The following is a 22,977-nucleotide window of genomic DNA, read 5'->3' as shown; positions in this document are numbered from 1 at the left end:
GGGAGGAAAAAAGAAAATGTTCCAGGATCGCTACATGCTGGCGTTCAGGCTCTATCCATACGCACGCAGCGTGGATCAGGACGCCGATGCGCCGGTGCGCCACCCGGTCGTTGTCATGGGAGGCGGCCCCATCGGGATCGCCGCCGCCCTCGACCTCGGCCTGCAGGGAATTCCGGTGGTGGTGCTCGACGATCACGAGGGGGTCGGCATGGGAAGCCGGGCCATCTGCTTTGCCAAGCGCACCCTCGAGATCGCCGACCGCTACGGCTGCGCCCTGCCGATGCTCGACAAGGGCATCGTGTGGAATGTCGGCAAGGTCTTCCACCAGGATCGCAAGATCTTCGAATTCGATCTCCTGCCGGAGGACGGCCACAAGTTCCCGGCCTTCATCAACCTCCAGCAGCCCTATTTCGAGCAGTTCCTGATCGAGCGGGTGCGCGAGGCGCAGGCCCGGGGCGCGCCGATCGAGATCCGCGGCAAGAACCGGGTGGACGGCGTCGAGGCCCATGACGACCACGTCACCCTCGAGGTGATGACCCCCGACGGCCCCTACAGGCTCGAGGCCGACTGGCTGATCGGCTGCGACGGCGCGAACTCGCCGCTCCGCAACATGCTCGGCTACGATTTCGGCGGCAAGGTCTTCAGGGACAGCTTCCTCATTGCCGATATCCGCATGAAGGCGGATTTCCCGACCGAGCGCTGGTTCTGGTTCGACCCGCCCCATGTCGGCGGCGCCTCGACCCTTCTCCACCGGCAGCCGGACGACACCTGGCGCGTCGATTTCCAGATCGGCTGGGAGGTCGATCGCAAGGAAGAGATGAAGGAGGAGAACATCCGGCGCCGGCTCGACTCGATGCTGGGCGAAGGCGTCGACTACGACATTGTCTGGTCCTCGATCTACACCTTCCAGTGCAAGCGGATGGAACGCTTCCGGCACGGGCGCGTGATCTTTGCCGGCGATGCCGCGCATCAGGTCTCGCCCTTCGGCGCCCGCGGCGCCAACTCGGGCATTCAGGATGTCGACAACCTCGGCTGGAAGCTCGCCCTGGTGATCGGCGGCCACGCGCCCGAAAGCCTGCTCGACAGCTACGATGCCGAGCGGGTTCATGGCGCGGACGAGAACATCCTCAACTCGACCCGCTCGACCGACTTCATCACGCCGAAGTCCGAGATCAGCCGCATCTTCCGCGATGCCGTCCTCGATCTCGCCGAGCAGCATGCCTTCGCCCGGCCGCTGGTGAACTCGGGCCGCCTGTCGGTGCCCTGCGTCTATGACGGCTCCGCGCTCAACACGCCGGATGGTCTCGCGGACGGCCCGGCCCGCACCCGCCCCGGCGCGGCCTGCCCGGATGCGCCCGCAGGCGGGGGCTACCTGCTCGAGCGGCTCGGCGGGGGCTTCACGCTGATGACGATCGACGCCGAGGCCCCGGCCTCGATCGAGGAGAACGGCATCGTGGCCACCCGCCTCGCGCTCGACACGGCCTCCGATCCGGATGGTGTGCTCCGCGCGCGCTATCTCGGCGACGCGTCCGCGGCCGTCTACCTGATCCGCCCCGACCAGCACGTCGCCGCGCGCTGGCCGGCCTTCGACGACAACGCGGTGCGTGCGGCCCTGCGGCGCGCGCTCGGCAGGGAGTGAGACCAATGGCAAGCCTGACCCTGAGCCCCAACATCGCCCGCCCCGACGATTTCTACGCCGATCTCGTCGCCGCGCACGAACACCTCAGCAAACCGGAAAGCGACGCCTTCAACGCGCGGCTGATCCTCATCCTTGCCAACCAGCTGGGCGACAACGCCCTGCTCTGCGAAGCCCTGCGCGCCGCAACCCGCCCCGAAGCGGCCATCCCGGCGGGGGAGGCGGCTGCCGCGGTGCGGCCCGACCGGGCAACGGAGCCGCAGGGTGCCTGACCGGCGGACGAGCCCCCCGTCCGCCGGCACGGTCGTCCTCTGGGACTACTGGCGCAGCTCGGCGAGCTACCGGGTGCGGATCGCGCTGAACCTCGCCGGGATCGCATACCGCACCCGCGCGGTCGATCTTCTGGCGCAGGACCAGCGCAGCCCCGAGCATCTTGCCCGCAATCCCCAGGGGCTGGTGCCGGTGCTCGAGATCGACGGCGCCCGGCTCACCCAGTCGCTGGCCATCCTCGACTATCTCGAGGCGACCGGGCGGCTGGCGCTCCGCCCCGCCGATCCGCTCCTGCAGGCGCGGATCGAGGCCGCCGTGCTTGCCATCGCGGCCGAAATGCATCCGGTCTGCAACGTGCGCATCCTGGCGCGCATCGAAGCCCTCACCGGCCGGCCGGAGGCGCGGGGCGAATGGGTCCGGGCGATACTGACGCCCGAACTCCAGGCGCTCGAGACGATGCTCGCCGGTCCCGGCCCTTATGCCTTCGGGCGCGAGATCACCCGCGCCGATCTCTGCATCGTGCCCCAGCTCTACAATGCGCGGCGCTGGGAGGTGGACCTGTCGGGCATGCCCCGGCTCCGCGAGATCGACGCAGCCTGCGGGGCGCACCCGGCGTTCATCGCCGCGCATCCCGACCGGGCGAGGGCCGCCGCCGGCGGCCCCGCCTGACCCGTAACCCGATCAACCCGGTGGCGATGGTCCGGCCAGGACGCGAAAGGCCGGGCCACCCGCCGGAAAACAACAGGGAGGACTGAACATGAAACTCTATCCTGCGATCTGCGCCACGCTTGCGCTCAACCTGATGGCGTCGCCCGTGCTGGCGGAGACCACGCTCGTGCTGTCGAGCTGGCTGCCGCCGCGCCACCCGATCGTCGTCAACGCGATCGAGCCCTGGGCGGAAGAGGTCGAGCAGGTGACCGACGGCCGCGTGAGCGTGCGCGTGCTCCGCAAGCCGCTCGGCACGCCGCCCGCTCATTTCGACATGGCGCGCGACGGGGTGGCCGACATTACCTACGGCCTCCACAGCTTCACCGAGGACGATCGCTTCGAGAACGCGAAGATCGGCCAGTTCTCGTTTCTGGGCGACGATGCCGTCGAGGCCTCGAAAGCCTTCTGGACCGTCTACACCGAAGACCTCGGCGCGGTGCAGGAGCACGCGGGCACCAAGCTGCTCGGCCTCTTCGTCCATGGCCCGGGCCTCCTGCACAACAACGTCCGCAAGATCGAGACGCCGGAGGATTTCCAGGGGCTGAAGATCCGCGTTCCCGGCGGCTACATCGCCGATCTGACCGGCGATCTGGGGGCGACGCCGGTCTTCATGTCCTCGCCCGAGGTCTACGAGAAGCTGTCGCGCGGGGTGATCGACGGCGTCGCCTTCACCTACGAGGCCCTCACCGCGTTCAATCTGACGGACTACATCAAGTATTCGATGACGGTGCCGGGCGGCATCTACAACACCACATGGTTCATGGTGATGGACCAGGACAAATGGGACGAGATCAGCCCGGAGGACCAGGCCGCCATCGAGAAGATCTCCGGCCTCGCCTTCGCCGAGCGCGTCGGCAAGGCCTGGAATGATGCCGACACCGCCGCCACGGCGGAAATCGCCGCGGCCGGGATCGAGGTCTACGCGGCGCCCGAGCCCGTGCTTGCGGCCATAAGCGAGCACGCGGCGCAGCGTGAGGCGGCCTGGGCCGACGGCCTCGGGGCCGATTATGACGGCCAGGCGGCCCTCGCGCGCTTCCGCCAGATGACAGGCATCTCGGAATGACCCAGCGCGTGCTGATCCGTGGTCTCGAAGGGCTGGTGGCGCTGCTGCTGCTCGCCCTCATCGCCGTGACGGCGGTCGATGTGGTCGGCCGCTATCTCATGAACGCCCCCCTTTCGGGGGCCTTCGAGATGACCGAGCTCATCCTCGGAGCTCTCGTCTTCGCTGCCCTGCCGCTGGTCAGCAAGAGCGGGTCGCATGTCGAGGTCGACCTGCTCGTCAGCGTGCTCCCGACGCGCGTGAACCACCGGCTGGGCCTCGCCGCCGCCGCGATATCGGCCGCCGTGCTCGTCTACTTCGCCTGGCAGCTCGGACGTCTCGGCCTCAACCAGCTGCACGAGGGGTCCCGTTCCGTCTCGCTCGGCGTGCCCTACTGGCCGTTCGCGGCGCTCGGCGCCGTGTGCTGCCTGCTTGCGGCATGGTTCGGGATCAGGCGGGCGGTGCGGACATGACCATCTCGCTCATCGGGCTTGCCGTCCTGCTCGTCCTGGTCTTCGCGCGCGTTCCCATCGCGTTCGCCATGGCGCTGGTGGGGGCCGGCGGCTTCGCCGCCATGCGCGGCATCGAGGCGACCGGCGCCATGGTCGGCACGACCGTCTTCGAGACCGGTCTGAGCTACTCGCTCTCCGTGGTGCCGCTCTTCATCTTCATGGGCAACGTGCTGGCGCGCTCCGGCATCGCCCACGGGCTCTTCGCCGGGGCCGACCGCCTCTTCGGCCGGATGCGCGGCGGCCTCGCGCTCGCAACCGTCCTGAGCTGCGGCGGCTTCTCCGCCGTCTCGGGCTCGTCGCTGGCCACCGCGGCCACCATGTCGCGCGTCGCCATGCCGCCGATGCGCCGCTTCGGCTATGCCGACAGCCTGGCGACGGGCGCGATTGCCGCGGGCGGCACGCTGGGGATCCTCATCCCGCCCTCGGTGATCCTCATCATCTTCGGCCTGCTGACGGAATCCGACATCGGCAAGCTCTTCATCGCCGGTCTCGTGCCCGGGCTCCTCGGGATCCTGCTCTACATGCTCGCCGTCATCGTCGCGGTGCGGCTGAACCCCGCGCTCGCCCCGCCCGTCTCGCAGCCCGAGCCCATGTCGCAGCGCGACAAGGTCGGCGTGCTCGGCACGCTGGCGCTCTTTACCTTCATCATGGTGGGGATCTACGGCGGCTTCTTCACCCCGATCGAGGCCGCCGGCATGGGCGCGCTCTTTGCCCTCCTCCTCGCCCTCGCCATCCGCGGCCTGAGCTTCAGCGATTTCTGGGGCGCCTGCCTCGAAAGCGTCGTCTCCTCGGCGATGATCTTCGCCATAATCATCGGCGCGGAGATCTTCTCGGCCTTCGTGAATTTCGCGGGCCTTCCCGACGCGCTCGTCGACATCGTCTACGACCTCGACGTCTCGGCCTGGGTCGTGATCGCGATCATGGTCGCGATCTACCTGGTGATGGGCTGCGTCTTCGAGAGCCTCTCGATGATCCTGCTGACCGTGCCGGTCTTCTATCCGATCATCGAGCAGCTCGATTTCGGAACCGGCCTGCTCGCCGATCCCGAAATGGCGCTGATCTGGTTTGCCATCATCGTCGTCGTGGTGACGGAGATCAGCCTGATAACCCCGCCGGTCGGGATGAACGTCTTCGTGCTCCGGGCGAACCTGCCCGATGTCGGGCTCGCGACCATCTTCCGCGGCGTCCTGCCGTTCTGGGTCGCCGACATCGTCCGCCTCGGCCTGCTGATTGCGGTGCCGTGGATCTCGCTGGTATTGCTGCAATGAAACCCAGCGAGAGGCCATCCCCCGTGAGCACCCCCGCCCGCCCAGCGCGTGAGCCCGATGACGCGCGCTACCCGCCGACATCGAGATCGCTGCCGATCGCGCTCATCCGGGCGCGGGAACGGGTGATGGGGCCATTTCGCGAGATGCTGGCGAAGGCGGGCGTCACCGAACAGCAGTGGCGCATCCTGCGGGTGCTGGACGAGCACGGGCCGATGCCGATCACCGCGATCGGCGAGCTGGCCTGCCTGCAGGCCCCGAGCCTCAGCCGGACCATCCAGATCCTCGTGGAGAAGGAGATGGTCAGGCGCGTCCGCGACACCTCCGACCGGCGGCGCCAGACCATCTCGCTCGCCGAGGCGGGCGCCGCCGTCATCTACTCGAACATCGGCGAGTCGCGGCGGATCGCGAAGGCCTTCGAGGAAAGGCTCGGCCCGGAGAAGCACCGCCGCCTGCTCGACCTCCTCGACGAACTCTCGCAGCTCTGAGCCCCGCACCGGGCCCGGAAGGGGCGCGCCACCGACGAAAAAGGCCGGGCCGCTGCGAGGCGGCCCGGCCGGTTGTCTCTCGGGGCGGGGGAGATCCCCGCCGGGCTCACTCGGCCGGTGTGGCGAGAAGCTCGGCGTTCCCCTCGGGGCGGAAACGCTGCGCCGACGGCATGTACTGCATCAGCAGGTAGTAGCTGAGGCCGGCCGGGATCAGGCTCGCATACCAGGAGATTCCCGAGAAGATCAGCGCGAAGACCACGCCGATGGCCGAGGCGATGACACCCGCCCAGTTGATCCCGGCGTAGGGGCCCGTCGCGTCGTAATGGGCGGCGATATCGAGCGTGCGCTTGCGGATCGCGTAGTAGTCCACCACCATCACCGCGAAGATCGGGCCGAGGAAGGCCGAATAGGTCTGGATGAAGAGGTTGAGCCCGGCGGCGCTCTCGTCCTTCACCAGCTCCCAGGGGAAGGCGCAGAAGGCGAGAAGGCCGACGATGACGGCGGACTTGCGGAAGCTGAGCCCGAAGGTCTCCATCAGCGCATAGGCCGGCGGCACCACGTTGTTGAGGATGTTCGTCGTGAGCTGCGCGAAGGCGATGAAGAGCAGCGTCACCACCAGCAGCACCGGGTTGTCCACGGCGGAGGCGAAGACATCGATCGGATCGACCACGCCGGTGGCCGAGGAGACCATGATGCCGATCATGCCCATGAAGAGCGTCGCGGGCAGGATCGAGTTGGCATAGATCATCACCTGCCGGAACGGCCCGACGGTCTTGTGAAGCTCGCGGCTGTAGTCAGAGACGTTGAGCATCATGGTGGCGTAGATCCCCATGAAGAGCATCGTCGCCCCCCAGAACGGCGCACCCCAGGTGCCCTCGGCATCCACCAGGTTGGTGCCGATCGCATCGCCATAGCGGTTCAGCACCGAGACGAACATGTAGATCAGCGCGCCGATGATGAAGACCGAGCCGATGTTCTCGACCCACTTGATGCCGTGGAAGCCGAAGATCGAGAGGCCGATCTGCAGGAACTGGAAGGCGACGAACCAGAAGATCACGCTGTCGAAGCCGAACATCGTCGCGGAGACGAGATTGAGCGCGCCGGCGCCAACCCAGCTCTGGAAGCCGAACCAGACGATCGCCGGAACGGAGCGGACGAGCGCCGGCAGCTTGTTGCCGGTGAAGCCGAAGGAGGTCCGCGCCTGCACCATCATCGGGATGCCGTATTTGTGCCCGGCCTGGCCATTGATCGCGAGCGCGAGCCCGATGACGAGGCAGCCGATGGTGATCGCGACGATGGTCTGGACGAGATTGAGCGTGCCGACGAGGCCGGAGCCGACCGTGAACGTGCCGATGGAGACACAGCCGCCCAGCCAGGCGAAGAGATAGGACCAGGGGTCCATGATCCGTGTCTTCTGGGGGGCGAGGTTCTCCTCGCCGAAGGGCTTGTCCTCCACGACGGCGCCACCGCCCGACAGGCCGTTATCCGATGAATGCTTGATCTCGTTCATTCACGTCTCCTTGTCTGGTATTCGGGTTGGAAGGGGCAGGCTGTTTTGCGAGCGGCGCGGCATAGGCGCCGATCTTGCTGGTGCGCAGACCGGCGCCAACAAGAGCCTCGGCAAACTTCGTGGCAGCGGCAACGCCGTCGATCACCGGCAGGCCGTTCTCGCGGCTCAGTTCCGCGGCGAGATCGGCCATGCCGGCGCAGCCGAGGACGATGGCCTCGGCCTTGTCGATCTCGATGGCGCGGGTGATTTCCGCCTGGATCAGGGCGCGCGCGTTGCTGCCCGGCGCTTCGAGCGCGAGCACCGCAACATCGGCCGCGCGCACGTTGCGGCACTGGGTCGAGAGGCCGTAGCGATGCACCAGCTCCTCGAGGAGCGGCACCGTCCGCGACAGCGTCGTGATCACCGTGAAGGAGGTGGCGATCATGCTGGCGGCCTTGATGCCTGCCTCGCAGATCCCGATCACCGGCCCGGTTGCCAGCTCCCGGCAGGCGCCGATGGCCGGATCGTCGAAGCAGGCCACGACGATCGCATCCGCGCCCTCGGCCTCGGCTTTCTGGACCTCCGCAAGGAGATACGGCGCGCACATCACCTCGTCGCGGTGGCCTTCGATGCTCGCCGGCGCGCCATGGGCCGTGCGCCCGATGATCTCGACGCCGGGGCCCGCAACCGACCGTGCGGCCTTCACGATCGTCTCGGTCATGCGGACGGTTGAATTGGGGTTGATGATGCAGAGTTTCAGGGGAGCCTCCTGTGTCATGCGCACTCCCTGTCTATCATAATTGTTCACAATTTTTGGATTCAATTATCGACAACAAACGATTCCACCGAAAATATTGAACAGATCGCAACGATTGGCTATTTGGGATGCAATGAGCCAGTCACCCGAACAGCAGATCGTCGAGCATGTTCTCGACGCCATCGCAGACCAGAAGCTCCGGGCTGGAACGAAGCTTGGCGAGCAGTCGCTGAGCGAGATATTTTCCTGCAATCGCACGCAGGTAAGGCGCGCGCTTGCCACGCTGACCGGCTATCACGTCGTGGAACATCTGCCGAACAGGGGCGCCTATGTCGCCACCCCCTCGGAGGCCGATGCCCGGCACGTCTTCGAGGCAAGGCGCGCCATCGAGATGACGATCTGCAAAAATGTCGTGCAGTTTGCAAACCCTGCCGATCATGCCCGCCTGCGGGCCAATCTGGCCCAGGAACACGAGGCGAATGCCGCCGGAAACCGCGCGCTCGCGATTCGTCTCTCGCGCCAGTTCCACCTGATCCTGGCGGAGGTCGGGCGCAATCCGGTACTGTCGCAATATCTGGAGGAACTCACGATGCGCACCTCCCTCGTTCTCGGGCTCTATGGCAGCGACCAGCGCAGCCTCTGCGCCGTCGATGAGCACGCGGGCATTCTCGATGCGATCGAGCGCCGCGACGAGGCCGCGGTCTGCCGGGAAATCGAGGCGCATCTCCGCCATATCGAGGCGGCGGTGGATTTCGCCGGCGCCCCGAAACCTCGCGGCGCGCTGTCGAGCCTCCTCGGCCCGATCGTCATCCCGACCTGACCGCCCCTTCCCGGGCACCAGAGGCCAGGATCGCCCGCAAAAACGCCCCTCCCGCCCGGACAAAAGCCGGCCTCCAAGGCACCATTAATGAATCATGAGTGATTTTATCAAGATATATCAGAGAGATGGCAAAATTTTCACGGTGAAACGCCCCGTTTTCACCATGACCCTCCCGGATCCGCACCACTCCTGCGCGGCCGCTGCTCCCCAGGCCATCGTGAGCGTGACCCGATGAGCCTCACTCCCCCGTCGCGAGGTTCTTCACCAGAAACGCCTCGGCCCGGGCCCAGCTCTCGTCATTGTCGCCGCGGAAGTTGAGGTCGCGGCGCTGCACCACCTGGCCGCTCTCCACATCCACCACCTGGACGAACATCTGCATGATGAGGGAGGAGGTCTTCAGCACCGAGCAGAAGAGCGCGCGCTCCGCACCGCTCTCCCGGCTGAGATCGAGAAGGCACTGCGGCACCTCGCGCGGGCAGGCCGCCGCGACCTTATCGGCGGTGATCACCACCGTTTCGGACCCCTGCGAGGCCATGTCGCGCGCAAGTCCCTCGGTCAGCGCGGCAAGCCGCGCGTCATGCGCCGCGGTCTGGTCCTGCGCCTCGCCCGAGGTGTCGAGGAGTTTCACCGGCAGGATCGCGAGCCGCTCGGCCCGTGCCTCCGGGGCCAGTGCCATCGCCGCCAGTATCGCCATACCCCAGATCGCCCGCCGCATCGTGCCGCCCTCCCGTTCCTGTCATGTCACGGAGATGATACTCGGCGGGTGGCGCCTGCGAACCCATCCTTCCGGCGCAGCGCCCGCCCGTCTGTCACACTTCAGTGGGAAAGTGCCCCGACTGTCGCCCCGGCAGCGGTGCCCACGATCGGGCCGCCAAGCACCGTGCCCACCGCCGCGCCGCCAAGCGCGCCGGTGGCCGCGCGCTGTTCGACCGTATTGCCGCAGGCCGCGAGGGCCGGCATCAGGAGGCAGAGAAGAAGGCGCAGACGCAGGGACATGGGTTTTCCCGAGGCTTTCAATCGGCCTGAGCCTGCCCGAAAACCCTAGCCGGATCAATGCCTCGGCTGCGCGAATTGATCGGATCTGCTGCGCGCCAAGATCAGTCGGCGGTCACCGCACCTATGGTCGCGCCCGCTGCCGTGCCCACGATCGGGCCGCCAACGGCTGTGCCGACGACTGCGCCACCAACCCCGCCGGTCGCGGCGCGCTCTCCGACAGTATCGCCGCAGGCGGCAAGCAGCAGCATCGCCCCGAACAGTCCGGTCAATCGCAAGGCCATGGCCCTATCTCCCCTTTGTCTTGTTGTTCGGGCAGAGAACGCGGGGTGCGGGCTCAGGGTTCCCGCCTGGGCGCCCGCGCCCCCACAAGCGCTTCGGAAAGGTGCAGTGCTTCGTCGAACACGTCCCGCGTGCTGCCGAGCCGGAGGTTGCGGTAGCGCGAGGCGAAATGGGTCTCCGCCGCGAAGAGGACCGCCGTGCGCTCGACGGCGATCCCCCGGGCGGCGAAGACCTCGGCATAAATCGCCGCCAGCCGCTCCGGATCGACCGGTCCGTCCCCCTTCCGGGCATAGCGAAGCACTGTGTGCAGGTCCGATCCGGCCGGGGCCAGCGCCGCGTGGCCGAAATCGAGGATCACCGGCCGCTGGTCTGGCTGGATGAGGATGTTGCCCGGCCCGAAATCCATGTGGCTGAGGCAGAGCGGCCCGCCGTAAAGCCGTTGCCTGAGCGCGCCCCAGCGCGCTTCCACCGCCCGGAGCGACCGGGCGATCCGGCGCGCCGAGCGCCGGTCGACCGAAAGCGTGCGGACGATACGCCGCCGCGTCGGCACCCGGTGCGCCTTGGCCCCGGCCGAAACCTTGAGCGCCGGCGCCGCCGCGCCCGCGTGGCTGGCGTTGAAATCCGCGATCGCGCGCACCACGATCTCCAGATTGCCGGTGTAGCGCGAGGTCCGCCGTTTCGTGAGGCCGGGGCTTGGCCCGAGGTCGGGAAAGACCAGCAGGCTCAGAAGCCGCCCGCGCTGTCGCGCCACCGGCGGCAGCAGGCGGTAATGCGCGCCCTCCACGGCGATCTCCCCGCGCTCCCAGGCGTCCCAGAACCGCATCTCACGCCCGAGCGTCGGCACGCATTTGACGAAGCGCGTCGTGCCCGCTGCATCGGTCGCGAGGCAGGCGAAGAAGCCGCCCTTGGTGCCGCCGAGCGGCCGGAACTCGGTCAGCGCCCCGCGCAGGCACGATGCCTCCGCGTCGGCGGGATCTTCCGGGGCCTGTCCGAAGGCCAGATCAATGATCGCGAGGATGTGGCGGCGATAACTCTCGAGATCGCCGCGCGCCCGCGCCCGCCGGGCGCCAAGCGCGCTGAGCGCGATCCGGAGACGCGCCGGCAGCGGAGGCCTTCCGGTCATCGCCTAGTCGAAGATGAACTTCGCCAGCACCAGCACGACGACCGCGCCGAAGATCGCGGCGACGAGGATCGCCGCGAGCCCGCCGGCCGCCAGTACGCCGACGCCGATTGCGGCGAGCACGAAAGGCGTCGCGACCGCGGCCAGCACGCCGAGCACGAGATACCCCGCCCGGTTGCGCCCGCCCGCGACGACCGAGGCGAGCCATCCCGCCAGCAGGCCGATCACGACCAGCAATACGAGCCCGATCCCGCCGATTGCCTGAAGAAATCCTTCCATGTCCCTCTGCTCCTTTCGTCCGCGGCCTTGCGCCGTTTCATGCATATGGGGCGTGCATACGATGTGCATAGGATGTGCAGGCGGCGAACGGGAAGAATCTGCCCACCGCCCGGCCGGAGTCAACGGGTCACGACGAAGACGTTCCGCCCCTTGCTCCCGTCCGGCGTCCCGGCCCGACCGGCCGCATCGGACGGCCGGTGGTGTGGCAGGATCTGCGGATGGGAACCGCTCATGAAGCGGTCCATCGCCTCGCTCACCCGCGTCTGCGCCTGCGGAACGCCGAATGCAGTGCCCGCCGGAACGCCCCGTCTCGTACCCAGCTGCACGACCTGCGCGAGACGAGGGGTTCCTGATGCTGCGCCCCTGTCGCGAGGCCGACGAACTCGACGGGTCGCCGCTTTCCGGCAACCCGTTTCAGCCTGGGGCGGCGCTGGGCGAGACGCGACGCCTGTAGCCTCCCATGTTGAAGTCATAGAAATATCAAGGGGGTAAGGTTTCCGGTCAGGCCGGTTCGCTGCCCTGCCGGACCAGTTCCCAGAATTCCGAGCGGTCGTTGGTGCGCGGAAAGGCTTCTGTGGGCACGTCCACATCGAGGAAGGCGCAGAGCGGCTCCCAGCCCTCCCGTACCTCGAAGACCAGAAGCTGCTCCGGCGGGATCGTCGCCTTGACCCTCTCGTTATGCGCCGTGAAGGCGGCGGCCAGCTGCGCCCCATCGAGCCCGGGCGGGAACCCCGTCGCGCTGATGACCGCGACCGCCATGTCGAGCCAGGCCTGCATGTGCGGCGGCGCCTCGTTCTGCCGCGCGCAGAGCGCATAGATCGTCTCGCTGAAGCTCGCCGCCCAGCTTTCCGGGCTTCGAAGCGTGAGAATGAACTTCGCATCCGGATAGGCCTGATAAAGCTCCGGAATGAAGCCCGCGACCGGCCAGTCCACGGCGCTCTGATAGCCCGCCAGGATCTTCGCCCAGTCGGCCTTGCCCTTCACCGCGGCCTGCCAGAGCGGCAGCGCCTGCGGCATGTGCGCCATGACCTCGGTCATGTGGTAGCAGGGGTCGAACCCGAGCCGCTCGAGCGCAGCCTTCAGCGAATATGTGCCCGTCCGGCCGACACCTGCACCAATCACCTTCACCGTCATGATCCTCTCCTCCCGTTGCGGCTTCAGCCATTTCCGGCTTGCCGTGCTCCGGATCATGAATGAAACTTGTAATCTGTCTAACGAATAGATTGCATGCATCATGAGCGAAATCGATCTGAGCCGGCTTGATCTCAATCTGCTTGTGGTCTTCACCGTGCTGATGCGCGAACGGAACGTGACCCGCGCCGCCGAGGATCTGGGCCGCACGCAGTCCGCCGTCAGCCATTCGCTCGCCCGCCTGCGCGCGCAACTCGGCGACCCGCTCCTCATCAAGGCCGGCGGGCGGATGACGCCGACCCCCTATGCACTGCGGCTCCACGAGGACATCGTGCCGATCCTGCGCAGCATCCAGCATGTCGTCTCGCCGCCCGAACCCTTCGATCCGGCGACGAGCCGCCGTCAGTTCCGCATCGCCTTTCCCGACAATTCGCGCGCCTTCCTCACGAACATCTATGCGCGGGTGCAGCGGGAGGCCCCCGGAGTGGCCGTGGAATGGCTGACCCCGAGTGCCGACATGCTGCCAATGGTCGCGGGCGGCCAGATCGACATCTGCGAGCTTGCGGGCTCGGCGCCGCTGCCCGAAGGCGTCGAGGCGCATCAGGGGCAACCCTACACCTGGATGACCTACATGCGGCGGGATCACCCGGCCGCGCAGGACTGGGGGCCGGCGGCTTGGAAGACCTGGCCGCATGTGAAGGTCTCCGTCGATACGAGAAGCCCGAGCCCGGTCGATGAGGTGACCCGCGGGAGCGGGCTCACGCGCCGGATCGGGGCGCGGATCCCGAATTTCGCCTCCCTCGGGCCGCTGCTTGCGCGGACCGACTTCATCGCGACCCTGCCGCCCATCACCATGGTCGATGTGCTGGAGGAATACGACATCCTGGCGCTGCAGCCCCCGGTAGAGATTGCACCGATGCCGCTGCGCTTTCTCTGGAGTTTCCGGCTGAGCAACGACCCTGGAAGCCGCTGGTTCCGCAATCTCGTGATCGAGACGTTTTCCGAGCTGCACCGCAAGGCGGAGGTCACCCTCGCGACCCGCTGGATCGACCGGGCGATGGGGAAGGGGGCGCCGCGCGCATGAGCGTCGCCCCGCCTCGGGTCAGGCCGCGATGAAGTCCCGCACGAAGGCGGTTGCCGGTTTCGCGCGGATCTCGGCCGGTTTGCCCGCCTGCTCTATCCGGCCCATCGACATCACGACGACGAGATCGGCAAGCTCCATTGCCTCCTCCTGGTCGTGGGTCACGAAGACCGATGTGATCCCGGTGCGGTCGTGGATCTCGCGCAGACCCTGGCGCAGCTCCTTGCGCACCTTCGCATCGAGCGCCCCGAACGGCTCGTCGAGCAGAAGCATCCGCGGCTCGATCGCCAGCGCGCGGGCCAGTGCGACCCGCTGGCGCTGGCCGCCCGAGAGCTGGTTCGGATAACGGCCGCCGATGTCCGGAAGCTGGATGAGGTCGAGCAGCCGGTTCACCCGCCGGCCGATCTCGGCCTCGGTCGGACGCTCCCTGCGCTTCCGCGCCCGCAGCCCGTAGGCCACGTTTTCGAAGACGGTCATGTGCCGGAAGAGCGCATAGTGCTGAAAGACGAACCCCGCCCGCCGCTCCTGCACGGTGAGTCCGGTGGCATCCTGGCCGTCGAACAGCACCCGCCCGGAGGTGGGAAACTCGAGCCCGCCGAGGATGCGCAGGAGCGTGGTCTTGCCCGATCCCGACGGACCGAGCAGCGCGATGAGTGCGCCCGATGGAATGGAGAGCGAGACCGGATGCAGCGCCCGTTCGGTGCCGAATTCCTTGGCGAGTTCCTCGATATCGATATGCATCGCATGTCCTTTCAGTGCCGCCGAGTGGCCGCCAGCAGATCCGCATGACGCCATTCGAGGAGCGATTTGAGGGCAAGGGTGACGAGCGCGAGCAGGGCGAGCACGCCGGCGAGCGAAAAGGCCGCGACCGAGAGATACTCGTTGTAGAGAATCTCGATCATGATCGGCATGGTCGTGGTGACGCCGCGGATCTTGCCCGAGACCACCGCAACAGCGCCAAACTCCCCCATGGCGCGCGCTGTCGAGAGCAGCACGCCATAGAGCAGCGCCCAGCGGATGTTGGGGAGCGTCACGGTGAGGAAGCTCCGCCACCCGCTCGCGCCGAGCGAAAGCGCGGCCTCCTCCTCCGAGCTGCCCTGCTCGATCATCACCGGAATGAGCTCGCGGGCCACGAACGGGAAGGTCACGAACATCGAGGCGAGCACGATGCCGGGAAACGCGAAGACGATCTTCATGTCATGGGCGACGAGCCAGGCCCCGAACGTCGAATTGGCACCGAAGAGCAGCACCAGCGCGAGACCGGCGACAACCGGCGAGACCGAGAAGGGCAGGTCGATCAGCGTGACGAGGAAGGTCTTGCCGGGGAAGTCGAACTTCGTGATCGACCAGGCGGCGGCGATGCCGAAGACTGCGTTGAGCGGCACCGCGATCGCCGCGACGATGAGCGTGAGGCGGATCGCGGAGCACGCATCCGGCGAGGCAAGCGCCTCGACCGACGCAGCCCAGCCCTGCCGAAGCGCCTCGCCGAAGACGGCGAGAAGCGGAGCGAAGAGCAGGACCGAGATCAGCGCAAGTACCGTGCCGATCAACGCGATGCGCACACCGCGCGGCTCGGTCGTGATCTCCTTGTGTCGGCGGGAGGGGCGCGTGGGGCGCGGAACTCCCGCGCCGCCGGAGGCGAGGGCAAGTTCAGACATGACGTTCTCTCCAGGCGGGCTCGGGCAAGGCCCGCAGGCGCAGCCTGCCGCTGACCCAGGCGAGCAGGGCCGCCCAGAGGACGGTGACCGCCGGTCCGACGACGAGATAGATCGCGAGCGCGAGCCAGGGGGTGCCGTTGCCCACCAGGGCGAAGATTGCACCCGTGAGGCCGGCGAAGCCGCCGAGGAAGGCGATGGCGAGGCCCGCTTCCGGGGTGAGGCCGCGCGGGTGCGGGCCGGCATCATCGGCGCGGGTGGTCGGGAAAGCTGGTCTAGACAAGTCCGATCCTCCGTCTGCTCCAGATCTGGATGGCGTTGATGGCGAAAAGCATCGCGAAGGAGATCACCAGCATGGCGATGCCGATCGCTGTTGCGGCGTCGTAGTTGTATTCCTCGAGCCGGATCACGATCAGAAGCGGCGCGATCTCGGTCTTGAAAGGCAGGTTGCCCGCGATGAAGATCACCGAGCCGTATTCCCCCACCGAGCGCGCCAGGGCGAGCGCGAAGCCGGTAAGAAGCGCCGGCGTGAGCGTCGGCAGGATCACCCGGCGGAGCGTGGCGAGACGCTGCGCGCCGAGCGTGGCGCTGGCTTCCTCCAGCTCGCGGTCGAGCTCCTCGATCACGGGCTGGACGGTCCGGACCACGAAGGGCAGGCCGATGAAGACCAGCGCCATCCAGATCCCGAGCTCGGAATAGGCAACCTGGATCCCGAGGGGCGCGAGCGCCTGGCCGAAGGCGCCGTTCGGTGCATAGAGGGCGGTGAGCGAGATGCCCGCCACCGCCGTTGGCAGCGCGAAGGGCAGATCCACGGCCGCATCGATGAACCGCCGGCCCCAGAAGCGGTAGCGCACCAGAACCCAGGCGAGCGCGAGCCCGAAGACGAGGTTGAAGAGCGAGGCGGCGAGCGCCACGCGGAAGGAGAGGCTCAGCGCCGCCCAGATGCGGCGGGAGTTCACCATGTCCCAGAGCTCGCCCGGGCCGATCATCAGCCCCCGGCCCAGCAGCGCGCCGATCGGCAGCAGGACCACGATCGAGAGCACGGTCATCGTGATCCCGAAGCTCAGCCCGAAGCCGGGCAGCGGCGAGGGCGCGCGGAGAATGCCAACCCGCATCGGATCACTCCTCGTAGATCTGGTCGAAGATGCCGCCGTCGCCGAAATACTCTGGCTGCACCTTCGGCCAGCCGCCGAAATCGGCGATGGTGGCGAGCGTCACCTCGGGAAAACGTGCGACATCCTCCGGCGCCGCGGCCGAAGTGTCCCAGGCCCGGTAGTAGTGGTGCAGCGCCAGCGCCTGCGCTTCGGGGCTGTAGAGGTGCTGGAGATAGGCTTCCGCCGCAGCGCGCTGCGCGTCCGAGGTGATGTTTCCATCGACCAGCGTCACCGGCGGCTCGGCGAGGATCGAGACCGAGGGCACGACGATGTCGAACGCATCATCGCCGAGTTCGTCGAGCGCGAGAAAGGCCTCGTTCTCCCAGGCCAGCAGAACATCGCCGATACCCCGCTGGGTAAAGGTCGTGGTCGCGCCGCGTGCGCCCGTGTCGAGGACCGGCACGTGACGATAGAGCGCGCCGACGAACTCCCGCGGCGCGATGTTGTTCTTCTCGGCATAGGCCCAGGCGGCGAGAAAGTTCCAGCGCGCGCCGCCCGAGGTCTTCGGGTTGGGGGTGATGACTTGCACATCGTCGCGCACGAGATCATCCCAGTCCGCGATGCCGCGCGGATTGCCCTCGCGCACGAGGAAGACGATCGTCGAGGTATAGGGCGCGGAATTGTGGGGCAGACGCTCTTGCCAGTCGCCCGGAATGCGGTCGGTCCGCTCGGCGATGGCGTCGATATCGGCCGAGAGCGCCAGCGTCACCACCGTCGCGTCGAGCCCGTCGATCACTGCGCGCGCCTGCGCACCCGCGCCGCCATGGGATTGCTCGATCTTCACTGCGGGATGGCCCTGCGCGGTCCACCATTCGTTGAAGAGCGTGTTGTAATCGCGGTAGAATTCGCGCGTAGGGTCATAGGAGACGTTGAGGATCTGAACCGTCTCCTGGGCGCGGAGCGGGGCGGGGGCGCCAAGAGCGATCCCGAGCGTCGCGAACACGGCCAGCGCGCCGCTTCGTTGCCGCCGCAAGACCGCGGCGCGCGTCCGATGCTGCCGGAGATCGGCGCGCCGGGCGGGTACGAAGGCGGGCAGGCCGGTCAGGCGCCCTTGGCCCGTCTCGATCTCGATCCGGCCATCTCCAAGGCTGCGGACGAAGCGCCCGCGGGCAAAGGCATGAGAGCCAAGCTGAATGGTGCGGTACATCGGTCAATCCTTCGCTGATCCCTGGCGGCAGTCAGGTGCCAGGTCGGCGCGCAGTTGCGTCCGGCGGGGCCGGGTTTCTGCCCGCCTCCCGCACTCCGGACGCCGCTTGCGCCGTGTGATGCCACAATAACGACAGGATTGGTCGTGATTATCAAAGGAAAAATCACGTTCTTTTTGGTCGTGATTTTAGGGGATCATTCTCCGCTGATGCGCTCCGGAGCGGCCAGGCGCTCCAGCGGCTCCGAATCTTCCTGAAGATCGGCGAGCGTCAGCGATTCGATCATCAGGATGTAGGCGGCATAGAACCCGCCGAAAACCGCCCGCACCTTGCAGGCCTCTTCATCCTTGCAGTCCTCGCAGCGCTGATAGGCCCGCCGCGACAGGCACTGCAGCGGCGCGAGAGGCCCGTCGATCAGCCGCAGAATCTCGGCAAGCGAGACGCGCCGCGGATCCTTGATGAGCTCGTAGCCCCCATTGCGTCCACGGCGGCTGCCGATGAGGCCCGCGCGTTTCAGGTCGAGAAGGATGTGCTCAAGAAACCGCTTCGGCGCGCCGGAGCGCTCTGCAATCTCCTCGATGCGCAGGGATTCGCCATCGCTGGCCTTCTCGTTGGCAAGAACCATGAGGGATTTCAGAGCGTATTTGGTCTTGTGGGTAATCATCCGCGCAAGGTGGTCCTGGAAATGACGAGTATCAATTATCAATATCGTCTTTATCAGCCGCCCTCGGAAAAGCGAACCTGCAAAAACACGATAAAGACTATCGACATTATGAGGCGTTCTGTCATGCTGGCCCACGACTCGTTCTGCCCGCCCATGTCGGCAAAAGGGAAACGGCATGAAACTCGACCGCATCGACCTCAAGATCCTCGATCTCCTGCAACGGGACGCGACGATCCCCGTCGCACGAATCGCCGACCAGGTTGGCCTCTCCCAGACCCCGTGCTGGAAGCGCATCCAGAAGCACGAGGAGGCGGGCGTGATCCGGGCCCGCACCGCGTTGCTCTCGCCTGATGCCTTCGGCCTCTCGCTGACCGCGTTCGTCATGGTGGAGGCCGACGAGCACACCGCCGAGTGGCGCAAGGCCTTTCTGGAGGCGGTCGGGAAGCTCGAGCCCGTGCGGGATGTCTATCGCCTCGCCGGGAACCACGATTTCCTGCTGCGCATCGTCGTGCCGGACATGGCGGCCTTCGACCGCTTCTATGCCGAGCTGACCGATGCCATCCGCCTGCGCAGGGTGAATTCGTTCTTCGCGCTGGAGACGGTCCGCACCACGACCGCCCTGCCGCTCGAGGGGCTGATCGCGGCCTCCTGACCCGCGCGGCCGCAGGGCTCAGGGGGCGGCGATGTCGCGGAAGCTCGAGGGGGTGATCCCGGCGATCCGGCGGAAGGCGCGGGTGAAGTGCTGCGGATTGCCGTAGCCGGTGGCAAACGCGATATCGATGATCTTGTTATCCGGATCGGCCAGCAGCTTGCAGGCGGCTCCGAACCGGACCTGCTGCTCGATCTGTTGATAGGTCAGCCCATTTTTCTCCAGCCGGCGCTGGAACGTCCGCTTGCTCATGCCGGCAATCTTTGCCGCCAGCGCAATGTCGAGATGTCCGTCACCGAGATAGGGCAGGATCGCGGCACGGATGGCCGCGACGAAATCCCAGGCTTCGAAGACCGCCTCCTCCTGCGGGGGGGAGGCGGCCCGTGTCGCCGGATGCTGCGGGCAGACCCGCGCCAGCACCTCGGAGGAGAGCAGGATCGAGTTGTGCGGCTGGCCCACGAGAATGCGCGTGTTCCCGAAGGCCTCGAGCAGTTCCGTCACGGGCTTGCCGGCGCAGACGAATGTCATCTCCGCCGGGCACCAGCCCGCCCCCGCAACGCTGCGGACGATCGAGATCATCGCATGGAGCTTCAGCCATTCGGAATAGGCGGTGGAGCCCATCTCCGCGGGCACGTGCAGATCACAGATGAGCCGGACCTGCGCGCCCTCCCGCCGCATTCGCACCCTCACCGCGCTGTTCTCGCGATGGACGACGCGCGACAGCGCCTCGATTCGCGCAAACCCCGTCGGCTGTGCGAGGATCGCCGCCTGCACCGCGCGGTCGAAGGTCCCGAGCGTCATGAGGTTGCCGGCCAGGAAGCCAAGCTCCGTCGGCATCGCGTCCTTGCCGCAGCGGGCGAGGAAATCGAGGCCGAGCGGCACGCTGATATAGGCATCCGGCATGTCCTCGAGCCGCGAGGGCAGATGCGACCGGGCCAGATCGCGATCGACCGGCGCACCCATGGCGCGCAAAAGGTCCGTATAGAGAATCAGATGGGCGGCCCGGGCGATGGGCACACGCCTCATTACTTAGCGGTCCTGGTGCACAGGAAGTGCATTCCGGATGAATGATCGGTCTGCATGGGTACCTGAATCTGCCTGGGCAGACGTTAGCACAGGCGCGGGAGGCCGCGAAAGCCTGTCCGGGCGCCTTTCGCGCCGGGCTGCGGGCCCGATGATTTCCCGTGCTCATATCGTGATGCGAATTGGCACGAAATGGGCAGAATCGTCGAGTGCCCTGCCGCTATGATCCCGCTCGCTCCATGCCGTCGGCATTCGGCACCTTTCGCGGTAAGATGATGAACAGCCTTCGACTTCCCACCCGACCGGCACGCCCCGCCGAACCCGCCCCCGACCGCACCGCAAGAACGCTGCGGGCCTTGGCGCCCGGCGCGCCGGGCAGGGGCTGTTTCACCCCGCCGCCGGTGCCAGACAGTGCCGCAAGAGCCTGCGCGCCCGCCCCCCTGAGGAAGAGAGACAGGATGACCCCGGCCTTCCGCCTTGCCGCCGCCCTCGCCGCGGCCTTCTGCCTTGCCAGCCCCGCCCTCGCGCAGACAGCCGCCGAGCCCGCAGGCGCCGGGGCCGAGGACTCCGCAACCCCGACCGCCGATTTCCTCTTCGTCCAGACCTCCGGCGGCATGGCCTATTCGGCGGACCAGAACCGCCTGACCCTCGATCACGTGAGCCCCGTCACCCTCTTCTTCACCGACCGGCCGGAGCGGATCGCGGGCAACATGAGCACCTCGGCCTTCGTGCCGTTCTGGAGCGAGGGCAGCGACAGCTTCCTCTCCGATCCGCCCAACGCCGACCTCTCGATCCTCGAGGACGGCACGCTGCACCAGGTGGTGGTCGAGCTCCACGATCCGGTCCTCGAGGGGGATCAGCTGCACTACACCGTCGAGATCCTGAGCGGTGACATGCCCGAGCTCGCCGACAACGCCTCGCTCTTCATCGACATCATCGGCATGCCGCTGACGCCCGTCTCCTTTGCGGGTGTCGACCGGCGCGCCTACCGCCGCGCCGTGTTCCGCTGAGGCGCGGCAAACCGGAAAGGAGGTCCGGCATGTTCCCCATGATTTCCCCGGTATCCCGCCACAACGGACCCCGGTCTTGCAACCGCAATCGCAAAGGTACGACCCTCATGAAGAACCTCTCCCTGACCTCGCTGCTCTCCACGGGTCTGCTGCTCGCGGCCGGACCGTTGGCGGCGCAGGACACCGGCTGGGAGTTCACCATCACGCCCTACGCCTGGCTGCCGGGGCTCTCGACCTCCGTCGATACCCGCTTCGGCACCGTCGATAGCGATACGAGCGGCAGTGACGCGCTCTCCGACCTCGATTTCGCCTTCATGGGCTCGGCAGAAGCGCGCAAGGGGCGCTGGGGCGCGATCGTCGATGTGATCTACTCCGACCTCTCCCAGACCGAGGACACGCCCTTCGGCCGGCTGTTTTCCTCGGCCAAGGTCGATACCAAGGTGATGGCCCTGAGCGGCTATGCCGCCTTCCGCGCCTACGAGACCGATCGCTTCAAGCTCGATTTGCTGGGCGGCTTCCGCTACTATGATGCCAAGGTCGACGTCTCGTTCGCCCCCGGCCGCCTGCCGGGCGAAAGCCGGGAGCTGAGCGAGAGCTGGACCGACCCCGTCTTCGGCGCGCGCGGCAGCTTCGCCTTCACCGACAAGTGGGTCGGTACCGCTGCCTTCGACTTCGGCGGCTTCGACGGCAGCAACGACTCGACCTGGCAGGCGCTCGCGACCGTGGCCTACCGCTTCAACGACAACTGGTCGGTGCTGGGCGGCTGGCGTTACCTGGACATCCAGAAGGAAATCGACGGACGCGACCTGCAGGTGCAGCTCAACGGCCCTGCGATCGGCGTCTCCTACCGTTTCTGAGGCGCCGGGAGGGCCCCTCATGACCAGATGCACCGCACCATCCGATCCTGCCCGGCCGGGGATACCCGCCCGGCGCGTGGATGGCGGCGGGCATGCGGCGGCGCGCTTCCGGCGTGCCGCAACCCCCTTTCGCGCCTCCTGCCCTGGGCGGGGCGTGCGAGAGAACCGCTTCAACCCGGGACACTGGCGTCAGACCCCGGTGTCTCACTCCAGACTGAGGGAAATACCATGAAAGTCATTCTCGTTTCTGCTGCCGTGGCTGGCCTTTTCGCCCTGCCCGCATTCGCTCAGGAAGAAGTCACGTGCGGGGATTACACCCTCATGGACAACGCCGCCCAGATGGAAACCATTGCCCGGATCGAGGCCCAGACCTCGGAAATGGACAAGCAGGAAAACCTCACTGCGGCCGCCATCCATGAAAAGCTCACCGCCGACTGCAAGGACCAGGTCGATGTCCTCGTGATCGACGTCGTGAAGGGCTACATGGAATAATCCGGAACGAACCGGGCACGGGAGGGGACATCCCTGTCGTGCCCGCATCCGTCGCCGCGGGCCTGCCCTGCGTCAGGCCCGCGGCGCGATCGGCGCCTTCCGCCGCAGGGCGAAGAGCGAGAGCGCCAGCGCCGCGAAGTTGGCCGGTGCCCACATCCGGATCTCGCCCCAGATGATGTGACGCGGGATCGCCGGAAACCGGATCAGAGGCAGCCCGAGTGCCGCGAGCGGCGCAAGCCATGGCCCGATCCGTGTGAGCGCACCCGCGATCTCTGACGTCCCGATGAAGCCGAGCAGCCAGACCGGCGCCGACACCGCCCGGACGAGTCCCATCCTCGCCATTTCACCGATCGACACGAAGGCATGACTTCCGCCCGTCCTGCCCTAAGCAAGGGCGAGCCGCCGCCGGATTGTGCTGCGGCCCGGTTGCGTTCCGGCGGCCGGGGCAGGGGAGGGGG

The 22,977-nt window shown here is 67.2% G+C and carries 29 protein-coding genes; 13 read left to right on the top strand and 16 right to left on the bottom strand.

The window, feature by feature from the left end; translation table 11 throughout:
* Nucleotides 1–16 precede the first annotated feature (16 nt).
* The 7 genes from ACF66B_RS07120 to ACF66B_RS07090 all read left to right on the top strand — a co-directional run bounded on the left by ACF66B_RS07120 (nt 17) and on the right by ACF66B_RS07090 (nt 5,918).
* Nucleotides 17–1,639, top strand: coding sequence for an FAD-dependent oxidoreductase (locus tag ACF66B_RS07120; RefSeq protein ID WP_111430812.1), 1,623 nt, complete (start codon nt 17–19; stop codon nt 1,637–1,639).
* 5 nt (nt 1,640–1,644) lie between these two features.
* The gene (locus ACF66B_RS07115) at nt 1,645–1,908 is read left to right on the top strand and encodes a DUF2783 domain-containing protein (RefSeq protein WP_111430813.1); all 264 of its coding nucleotides are present in this window, start codon (nt 1,645–1,647) and stop codon (nt 1,906–1,908) included.
* The gene (gene maiA, locus ACF66B_RS07110; protein WP_111430814.1) at nt 1,901–2,575 is read left to right on the top strand and encodes a maleylacetoacetate isomerase; all 675 of its coding nucleotides are present in this window, start codon (nt 1,901–1,903) and stop codon (nt 2,573–2,575) included. Before ACF66B_RS07115 ends, maiA begins: the two co-directional genes overlap by 8 nt.
* An 88-nt stretch (nt 2,576–2,663) precedes the next feature.
* A complete protein-coding gene (locus tag ACF66B_RS07105; protein WP_111430815.1) occupies nt 2,664–3,677 on the top strand; it encodes a TRAP transporter substrate-binding protein in 1,014 nt (337 codons plus the stop codon).
* Nucleotides 3,674–4,126 (top strand): TRAP transporter small permease, encoded by a 453-nt coding sequence (locus ACF66B_RS07100; protein ID WP_111430816.1) that lies wholly within the window; start codon nt 3,674–3,676, stop codon nt 4,124–4,126. Before ACF66B_RS07105 ends, ACF66B_RS07100 begins: the two co-directional genes overlap by 4 nt.
* A complete protein-coding gene (locus ACF66B_RS07095) occupies nt 4,123–5,433 on the top strand; it encodes a TRAP transporter large permease (RefSeq protein WP_111430817.1) in 1,311 nt (436 codons plus the stop codon). The genes ACF66B_RS07100 and ACF66B_RS07095 overlap by 4 nt, the downstream gene beginning before the upstream one ends.
* 23 nt (nt 5,434–5,456) lie before the next feature.
* Nucleotides 5,457–5,918: a MarR family transcriptional regulator gene (locus ACF66B_RS07090; protein WP_392664470.1), complete on the top strand. Its 462-nt coding sequence runs from the start codon at nt 5,457–5,459 to the stop codon at nt 5,916–5,918.
* 106 nt (nt 5,919–6,024) lie between these two features.
* On the opposite strand, the gene ACF66B_RS07085 is transcribed toward ACF66B_RS07090, so the two are convergent.
* Together ACF66B_RS07085 and ACF66B_RS07080 are read right to left on the bottom strand one after the other, a co-directional pair.
* The gene (locus ACF66B_RS07085; protein WP_111430819.1) at nt 6,025–7,428 is read right to left on the bottom strand and encodes an NCS1 family transporter; all 1,404 of its coding nucleotides are present in this window, start codon (nt 7,426–7,428) and stop codon (nt 6,025–6,027) included.
* Entirely contained in the window at nt 7,400–8,167 is a 768-nt protein-coding gene (locus ACF66B_RS07080; protein ID WP_111430938.1) for an aspartate/glutamate racemase family protein, read from the bottom strand. The genes ACF66B_RS07085 and ACF66B_RS07080 overlap by 29 nt, the downstream gene beginning before the upstream one ends.
* Nucleotides 8,168–8,297: 130 nt before the next feature.
* Here ACF66B_RS07080 and ACF66B_RS07075 point away from each other — a divergent pair, with 130 nt between their 5' ends.
* Nucleotides 8,298–8,984 (top strand): GntR family transcriptional regulator, encoded by a 687-nt coding sequence (locus ACF66B_RS07075; RefSeq protein ID WP_111430820.1) that lies wholly within the window; start codon nt 8,298–8,300, stop codon nt 8,982–8,984.
* A 238-nt stretch (nt 8,985–9,222) separates the two neighbouring features.
* Here the strand turns inward: ACF66B_RS07075 and ACF66B_RS07070 are convergent, their stop codons facing one another.
* The 6 genes from ACF66B_RS07070 to ACF66B_RS07045 form a co-directional block, all read right to left on the bottom strand.
* Complete coding sequence (locus ACF66B_RS07070; RefSeq protein WP_392664466.1) at nt 9,223–9,699, bottom strand: DUF2380 domain-containing protein; 477 nt, start codon at nt 9,697–9,699, stop codon at nt 9,223–9,225.
* 101 nt (nt 9,700–9,800) lie between these two features.
* Nucleotides 9,801–9,980 carry a hypothetical protein gene (locus ACF66B_RS07065; protein ID WP_111430821.1) on the bottom strand — a complete coding sequence of 60 codons (180 nt, stop codon included), beginning with the start codon at nt 9,978–9,980 and terminating at the stop codon, nt 9,801–9,803.
* A gap of 101 nt (nt 9,981–10,081) precedes the next feature.
* Nucleotides 10,082–10,261: a hypothetical protein gene (locus tag ACF66B_RS07060; protein ID WP_111430822.1), complete on the bottom strand. Its 180-nt coding sequence runs from the start codon at nt 10,259–10,261 to the stop codon at nt 10,082–10,084.
* Nucleotides 10,262–10,314: 53 nt separating this feature from the next.
* The gene (locus tag ACF66B_RS07055; protein WP_111430823.1) at nt 10,315–11,382 is read right to left on the bottom strand and encodes a phosphotransferase; all 1,068 of its coding nucleotides are present in this window, start codon (nt 11,380–11,382) and stop codon (nt 10,315–10,317) included.
* 3 nt (nt 11,383–11,385) lie between these two features.
* Nucleotides 11,386–11,658 (bottom strand): GlsB/YeaQ/YmgE family stress response membrane protein, encoded by a 273-nt coding sequence (locus ACF66B_RS07050; protein WP_111430824.1) that lies wholly within the window; start codon nt 11,656–11,658, stop codon nt 11,386–11,388.
* A 501-nt stretch (nt 11,659–12,159) separates the two neighbouring features.
* Nucleotides 12,160–12,792, bottom strand: coding sequence for a sulfotransferase family protein (locus ACF66B_RS07045; RefSeq protein ID WP_111430825.1), 633 nt, complete (start codon nt 12,790–12,792; stop codon nt 12,160–12,162).
* Nucleotides 12,793–12,892: 100 nt separating this feature from the next.
* Between ACF66B_RS07045 and ACF66B_RS07040 the strand changes: the two genes are divergently transcribed.
* Nucleotides 12,893–13,873 carry a LysR family transcriptional regulator gene (locus ACF66B_RS07040; protein WP_111430826.1) on the top strand — a complete coding sequence of 327 codons (981 nt, stop codon included), beginning with the start codon at nt 12,893–12,895 and terminating at the stop codon, nt 13,871–13,873.
* A gap of 18 nt (nt 13,874–13,891) precedes the next feature.
* Here the strand turns inward: ACF66B_RS07040 and ACF66B_RS07035 are convergent, their stop codons facing one another.
* The 6 genes from ACF66B_RS07035 to ACF66B_RS07010 form a co-directional block, all read right to left on the bottom strand.
* Nucleotides 13,892–14,611 carry a sulfate ABC transporter ATP-binding protein gene (locus ACF66B_RS07035; protein WP_111430827.1) on the bottom strand — a complete coding sequence of 240 codons (720 nt, stop codon included), beginning with the start codon at nt 14,609–14,611 and terminating at the stop codon, nt 13,892–13,894.
* Between the two features lie 11 nt (nt 14,612–14,622).
* Nucleotides 14,623–15,528: a sulfate ABC transporter permease subunit CysW gene (cysW, locus tag ACF66B_RS07030; RefSeq protein ID WP_111430828.1), complete on the bottom strand. Its 906-nt coding sequence runs from the start codon at nt 15,526–15,528 to the stop codon at nt 14,623–14,625.
* The gene (locus tag ACF66B_RS07025; RefSeq protein ID WP_111430829.1) at nt 15,521–15,808 is read right to left on the bottom strand and encodes a hypothetical protein; all 288 of its coding nucleotides are present in this window, start codon (nt 15,806–15,808) and stop codon (nt 15,521–15,523) included. Before ACF66B_RS07025 ends, cysW begins: the two co-directional genes overlap by 8 nt.
* The gene (gene cysT, locus ACF66B_RS07020; RefSeq protein ID WP_111430830.1) at nt 15,801–16,640 is read right to left on the bottom strand and encodes a sulfate ABC transporter permease subunit CysT; all 840 of its coding nucleotides are present in this window, start codon (nt 16,638–16,640) and stop codon (nt 15,801–15,803) included. Before cysT ends, ACF66B_RS07025 begins: the two co-directional genes overlap by 8 nt.
* A 4-nt stretch (nt 16,641–16,644) precedes the next feature.
* Nucleotides 16,645–17,826 (bottom strand): sulfate ABC transporter substrate-binding protein, encoded by a 1,182-nt coding sequence (locus ACF66B_RS07015; RefSeq protein WP_392664461.1) that lies wholly within the window; start codon nt 17,824–17,826, stop codon nt 16,645–16,647.
* 194 nt (nt 17,827–18,020) lie between these two features.
* Nucleotides 18,021–18,488, bottom strand: coding sequence for an Rrf2 family transcriptional regulator (locus ACF66B_RS07010; RefSeq protein ID WP_111430831.1), 468 nt, complete (start codon nt 18,486–18,488; stop codon nt 18,021–18,023).
* 175 nt (nt 18,489–18,663) lie between these two features.
* Here ACF66B_RS07010 and ACF66B_RS07005 point away from each other — a divergent pair, with 175 nt between their 5' ends.
* Nucleotides 18,664–19,140, top strand: coding sequence for an Lrp/AsnC family transcriptional regulator (locus ACF66B_RS07005; protein ID WP_111430832.1), 477 nt, complete (start codon nt 18,664–18,666; stop codon nt 19,138–19,140).
* Between the two features lie 18 nt (nt 19,141–19,158).
* Here ACF66B_RS07005 and ACF66B_RS07000 read toward each other — a convergent pair whose 3' ends face one another.
* Complete coding sequence (locus tag ACF66B_RS07000; RefSeq protein ID WP_111430833.1) at nt 19,159–20,163, bottom strand: AraC family transcriptional regulator; 1,005 nt, start codon at nt 20,161–20,163, stop codon at nt 19,159–19,161.
* 455 nt (nt 20,164–20,618) lie between these two features.
* On the opposite strand from ACF66B_RS07000, the gene ACF66B_RS06995 reads away from it, so the two are divergent.
* From ACF66B_RS06995 to ACF66B_RS06985, 3 genes are all read left to right on the top strand, one after another.
* The gene (locus tag ACF66B_RS06995) at nt 20,619–21,170 is read left to right on the top strand and encodes a hypothetical protein (RefSeq protein WP_392664458.1); all 552 of its coding nucleotides are present in this window, start codon (nt 20,619–20,621) and stop codon (nt 21,168–21,170) included.
* 107 nt (nt 21,171–21,277) lie between these two features.
* Nucleotides 21,278–22,027 carry an outer membrane beta-barrel protein gene (locus ACF66B_RS06990; protein WP_111430834.1) on the top strand — a complete coding sequence of 250 codons (750 nt, stop codon included), beginning with the start codon at nt 21,278–21,280 and terminating at the stop codon, nt 22,025–22,027.
* A gap of 228 nt (nt 22,028–22,255) precedes the next feature.
* Entirely contained in the window at nt 22,256–22,519 is a 264-nt protein-coding gene (locus tag ACF66B_RS06985) for a hypothetical protein (RefSeq protein ID WP_111430835.1), read from the top strand.
* Between the two features lie 72 nt (nt 22,520–22,591).
* Here the strand turns inward: ACF66B_RS06985 and ACF66B_RS06980 are convergent, their stop codons facing one another.
* A complete protein-coding gene (locus ACF66B_RS06980; RefSeq protein WP_162683343.1) occupies nt 22,592–22,852 on the bottom strand; it encodes a hypothetical protein in 261 nt (86 codons plus the stop codon).
* Nucleotides 22,853–22,977 lie beyond the last annotated feature (125 nt).

The sequence above is a fragment of the Amaricoccus sp. B4 genome (genome assembly GCF_043226085.1).
GTDB lineage: Bacteria > Pseudomonadota > Alphaproteobacteria > Rhodobacterales > Rhodobacteraceae > Amaricoccus.
The sequence above is the reverse complement of the archived record's forward strand: the minus strand, read 5'-3'. Positions and strand labels throughout refer to the sequence as shown.

Coding starts and splice junctions, on each gene's coding strand:
- ACF66B_RS07035 (WP_111430827.1), bottom strand. CDS start 14,611: ATGCATATCGATATCGAGGAACTCGCCAAGGAATTCGGCACCGAACGG.
- ACF66B_RS07075 (WP_111430820.1), top strand. CDS start 8,298: ATGAGCCAGTCACCCGAACAGCAGATCGTCGAGCATGTTCTCGACGCC.
- ACF66B_RS07105 (WP_111430815.1), top strand. CDS start 2,664: ATGAAACTCTATCCTGCGATCTGCGCCACGCTTGCGCTCAACCTGATG.
- ACF66B_RS07115 (WP_111430813.1), top strand. CDS start 1,645: ATGGCAAGCCTGACCCTGAGCCCCAACATCGCCCGCCCCGACGATTTC.
- ACF66B_RS07000 (WP_111430833.1), bottom strand. CDS start 20,163: ATGAGGCGTGTGCCCATCGCCCGGGCCGCCCATCTGATTCTCTATACG.
- ACF66B_RS07065 (WP_111430821.1), bottom strand. CDS start 9,980: ATGTCCCTGCGTCTGCGCCTTCTTCTCTGCCTCCTGATGCCGGCCCTC.
- ACF66B_RS07010 (WP_111430831.1), bottom strand. CDS start 18,488: ATGATTACCCACAAGACCAAATACGCTCTGAAATCCCTCATGGTTCTT.
- ACF66B_RS07120 (WP_111430812.1), top strand. CDS start 17: ATGTTCCAGGATCGCTACATGCTGGCGTTCAGGCTCTATCCATACGCA.
- ACF66B_RS07005 (WP_111430832.1), top strand. CDS start 18,664: ATGAAACTCGACCGCATCGACCTCAAGATCCTCGATCTCCTGCAACGG.
- cysW (WP_111430828.1), bottom strand. CDS start 15,528: ATGTCTGAACTTGCCCTCGCCTCCGGCGGCGCGGGAGTTCCGCGCCCC.
- cysT (WP_111430830.1), bottom strand. CDS start 16,640: ATGCGGGTTGGCATTCTCCGCGCGCCCTCGCCGCTGCCCGGCTTCGGG.
- ACF66B_RS07085 (WP_111430819.1), bottom strand. CDS start 7,428: ATGAACGAGATCAAGCATTCATCGGATAACGGCCTGTCGGGCGGTGGC.
- ACF66B_RS06990 (WP_111430834.1), top strand. CDS start 21,278: ATGAAGAACCTCTCCCTGACCTCGCTGCTCTCCACGGGTCTGCTGCTC.
- ACF66B_RS06980 (WP_162683343.1), bottom strand. CDS start 22,852: ATGGGACTCGTCCGGGCGGTGTCGGCGCCGGTCTGGCTGCTCGGCTTC.
- ACF66B_RS07095 (WP_111430817.1), top strand. CDS start 4,123: ATGACCATCTCGCTCATCGGGCTTGCCGTCCTGCTCGTCCTGGTCTTC.
- ACF66B_RS07070 (WP_392664466.1), bottom strand. CDS start 9,699: ATGCGGCGGGCGATCTGGGGTATGGCGATACTGGCGGCGATGGCACTG.
- ACF66B_RS07050 (WP_111430824.1), bottom strand. CDS start 11,658: ATGGAAGGATTTCTTCAGGCAATCGGCGGGATCGGGCTCGTATTGCTG.
- ACF66B_RS06985 (WP_111430835.1), top strand. CDS start 22,256: ATGAAAGTCATTCTCGTTTCTGCTGCCGTGGCTGGCCTTTTCGCCCTG.
- ACF66B_RS07040 (WP_111430826.1), top strand. CDS start 12,893: ATGAGCGAAATCGATCTGAGCCGGCTTGATCTCAATCTGCTTGTGGTC.
- ACF66B_RS07060 (WP_111430822.1), bottom strand. CDS start 10,261: ATGGCCTTGCGATTGACCGGACTGTTCGGGGCGATGCTGCTGCTTGCC.
- ACF66B_RS07100 (WP_111430816.1), top strand. CDS start 3,674: ATGACCCAGCGCGTGCTGATCCGTGGTCTCGAAGGGCTGGTGGCGCTG.
- ACF66B_RS07015 (WP_392664461.1), bottom strand. CDS start 17,826: ATGTACCGCACCATTCAGCTTGGCTCTCATGCCTTTGCCCGCGGGCGC.
- ACF66B_RS07045 (WP_111430825.1), bottom strand. CDS start 12,792: ATGACGGTGAAGGTGATTGGTGCAGGTGTCGGCCGGACGGGCACATAT.
- ACF66B_RS06995 (WP_392664458.1), top strand. CDS start 20,619: ATGACCCCGGCCTTCCGCCTTGCCGCCGCCCTCGCCGCGGCCTTCTGC.
- ACF66B_RS07055 (WP_111430823.1), bottom strand. CDS start 11,382: ATGACCGGAAGGCCTCCGCTGCCGGCGCGTCTCCGGATCGCGCTCAGC.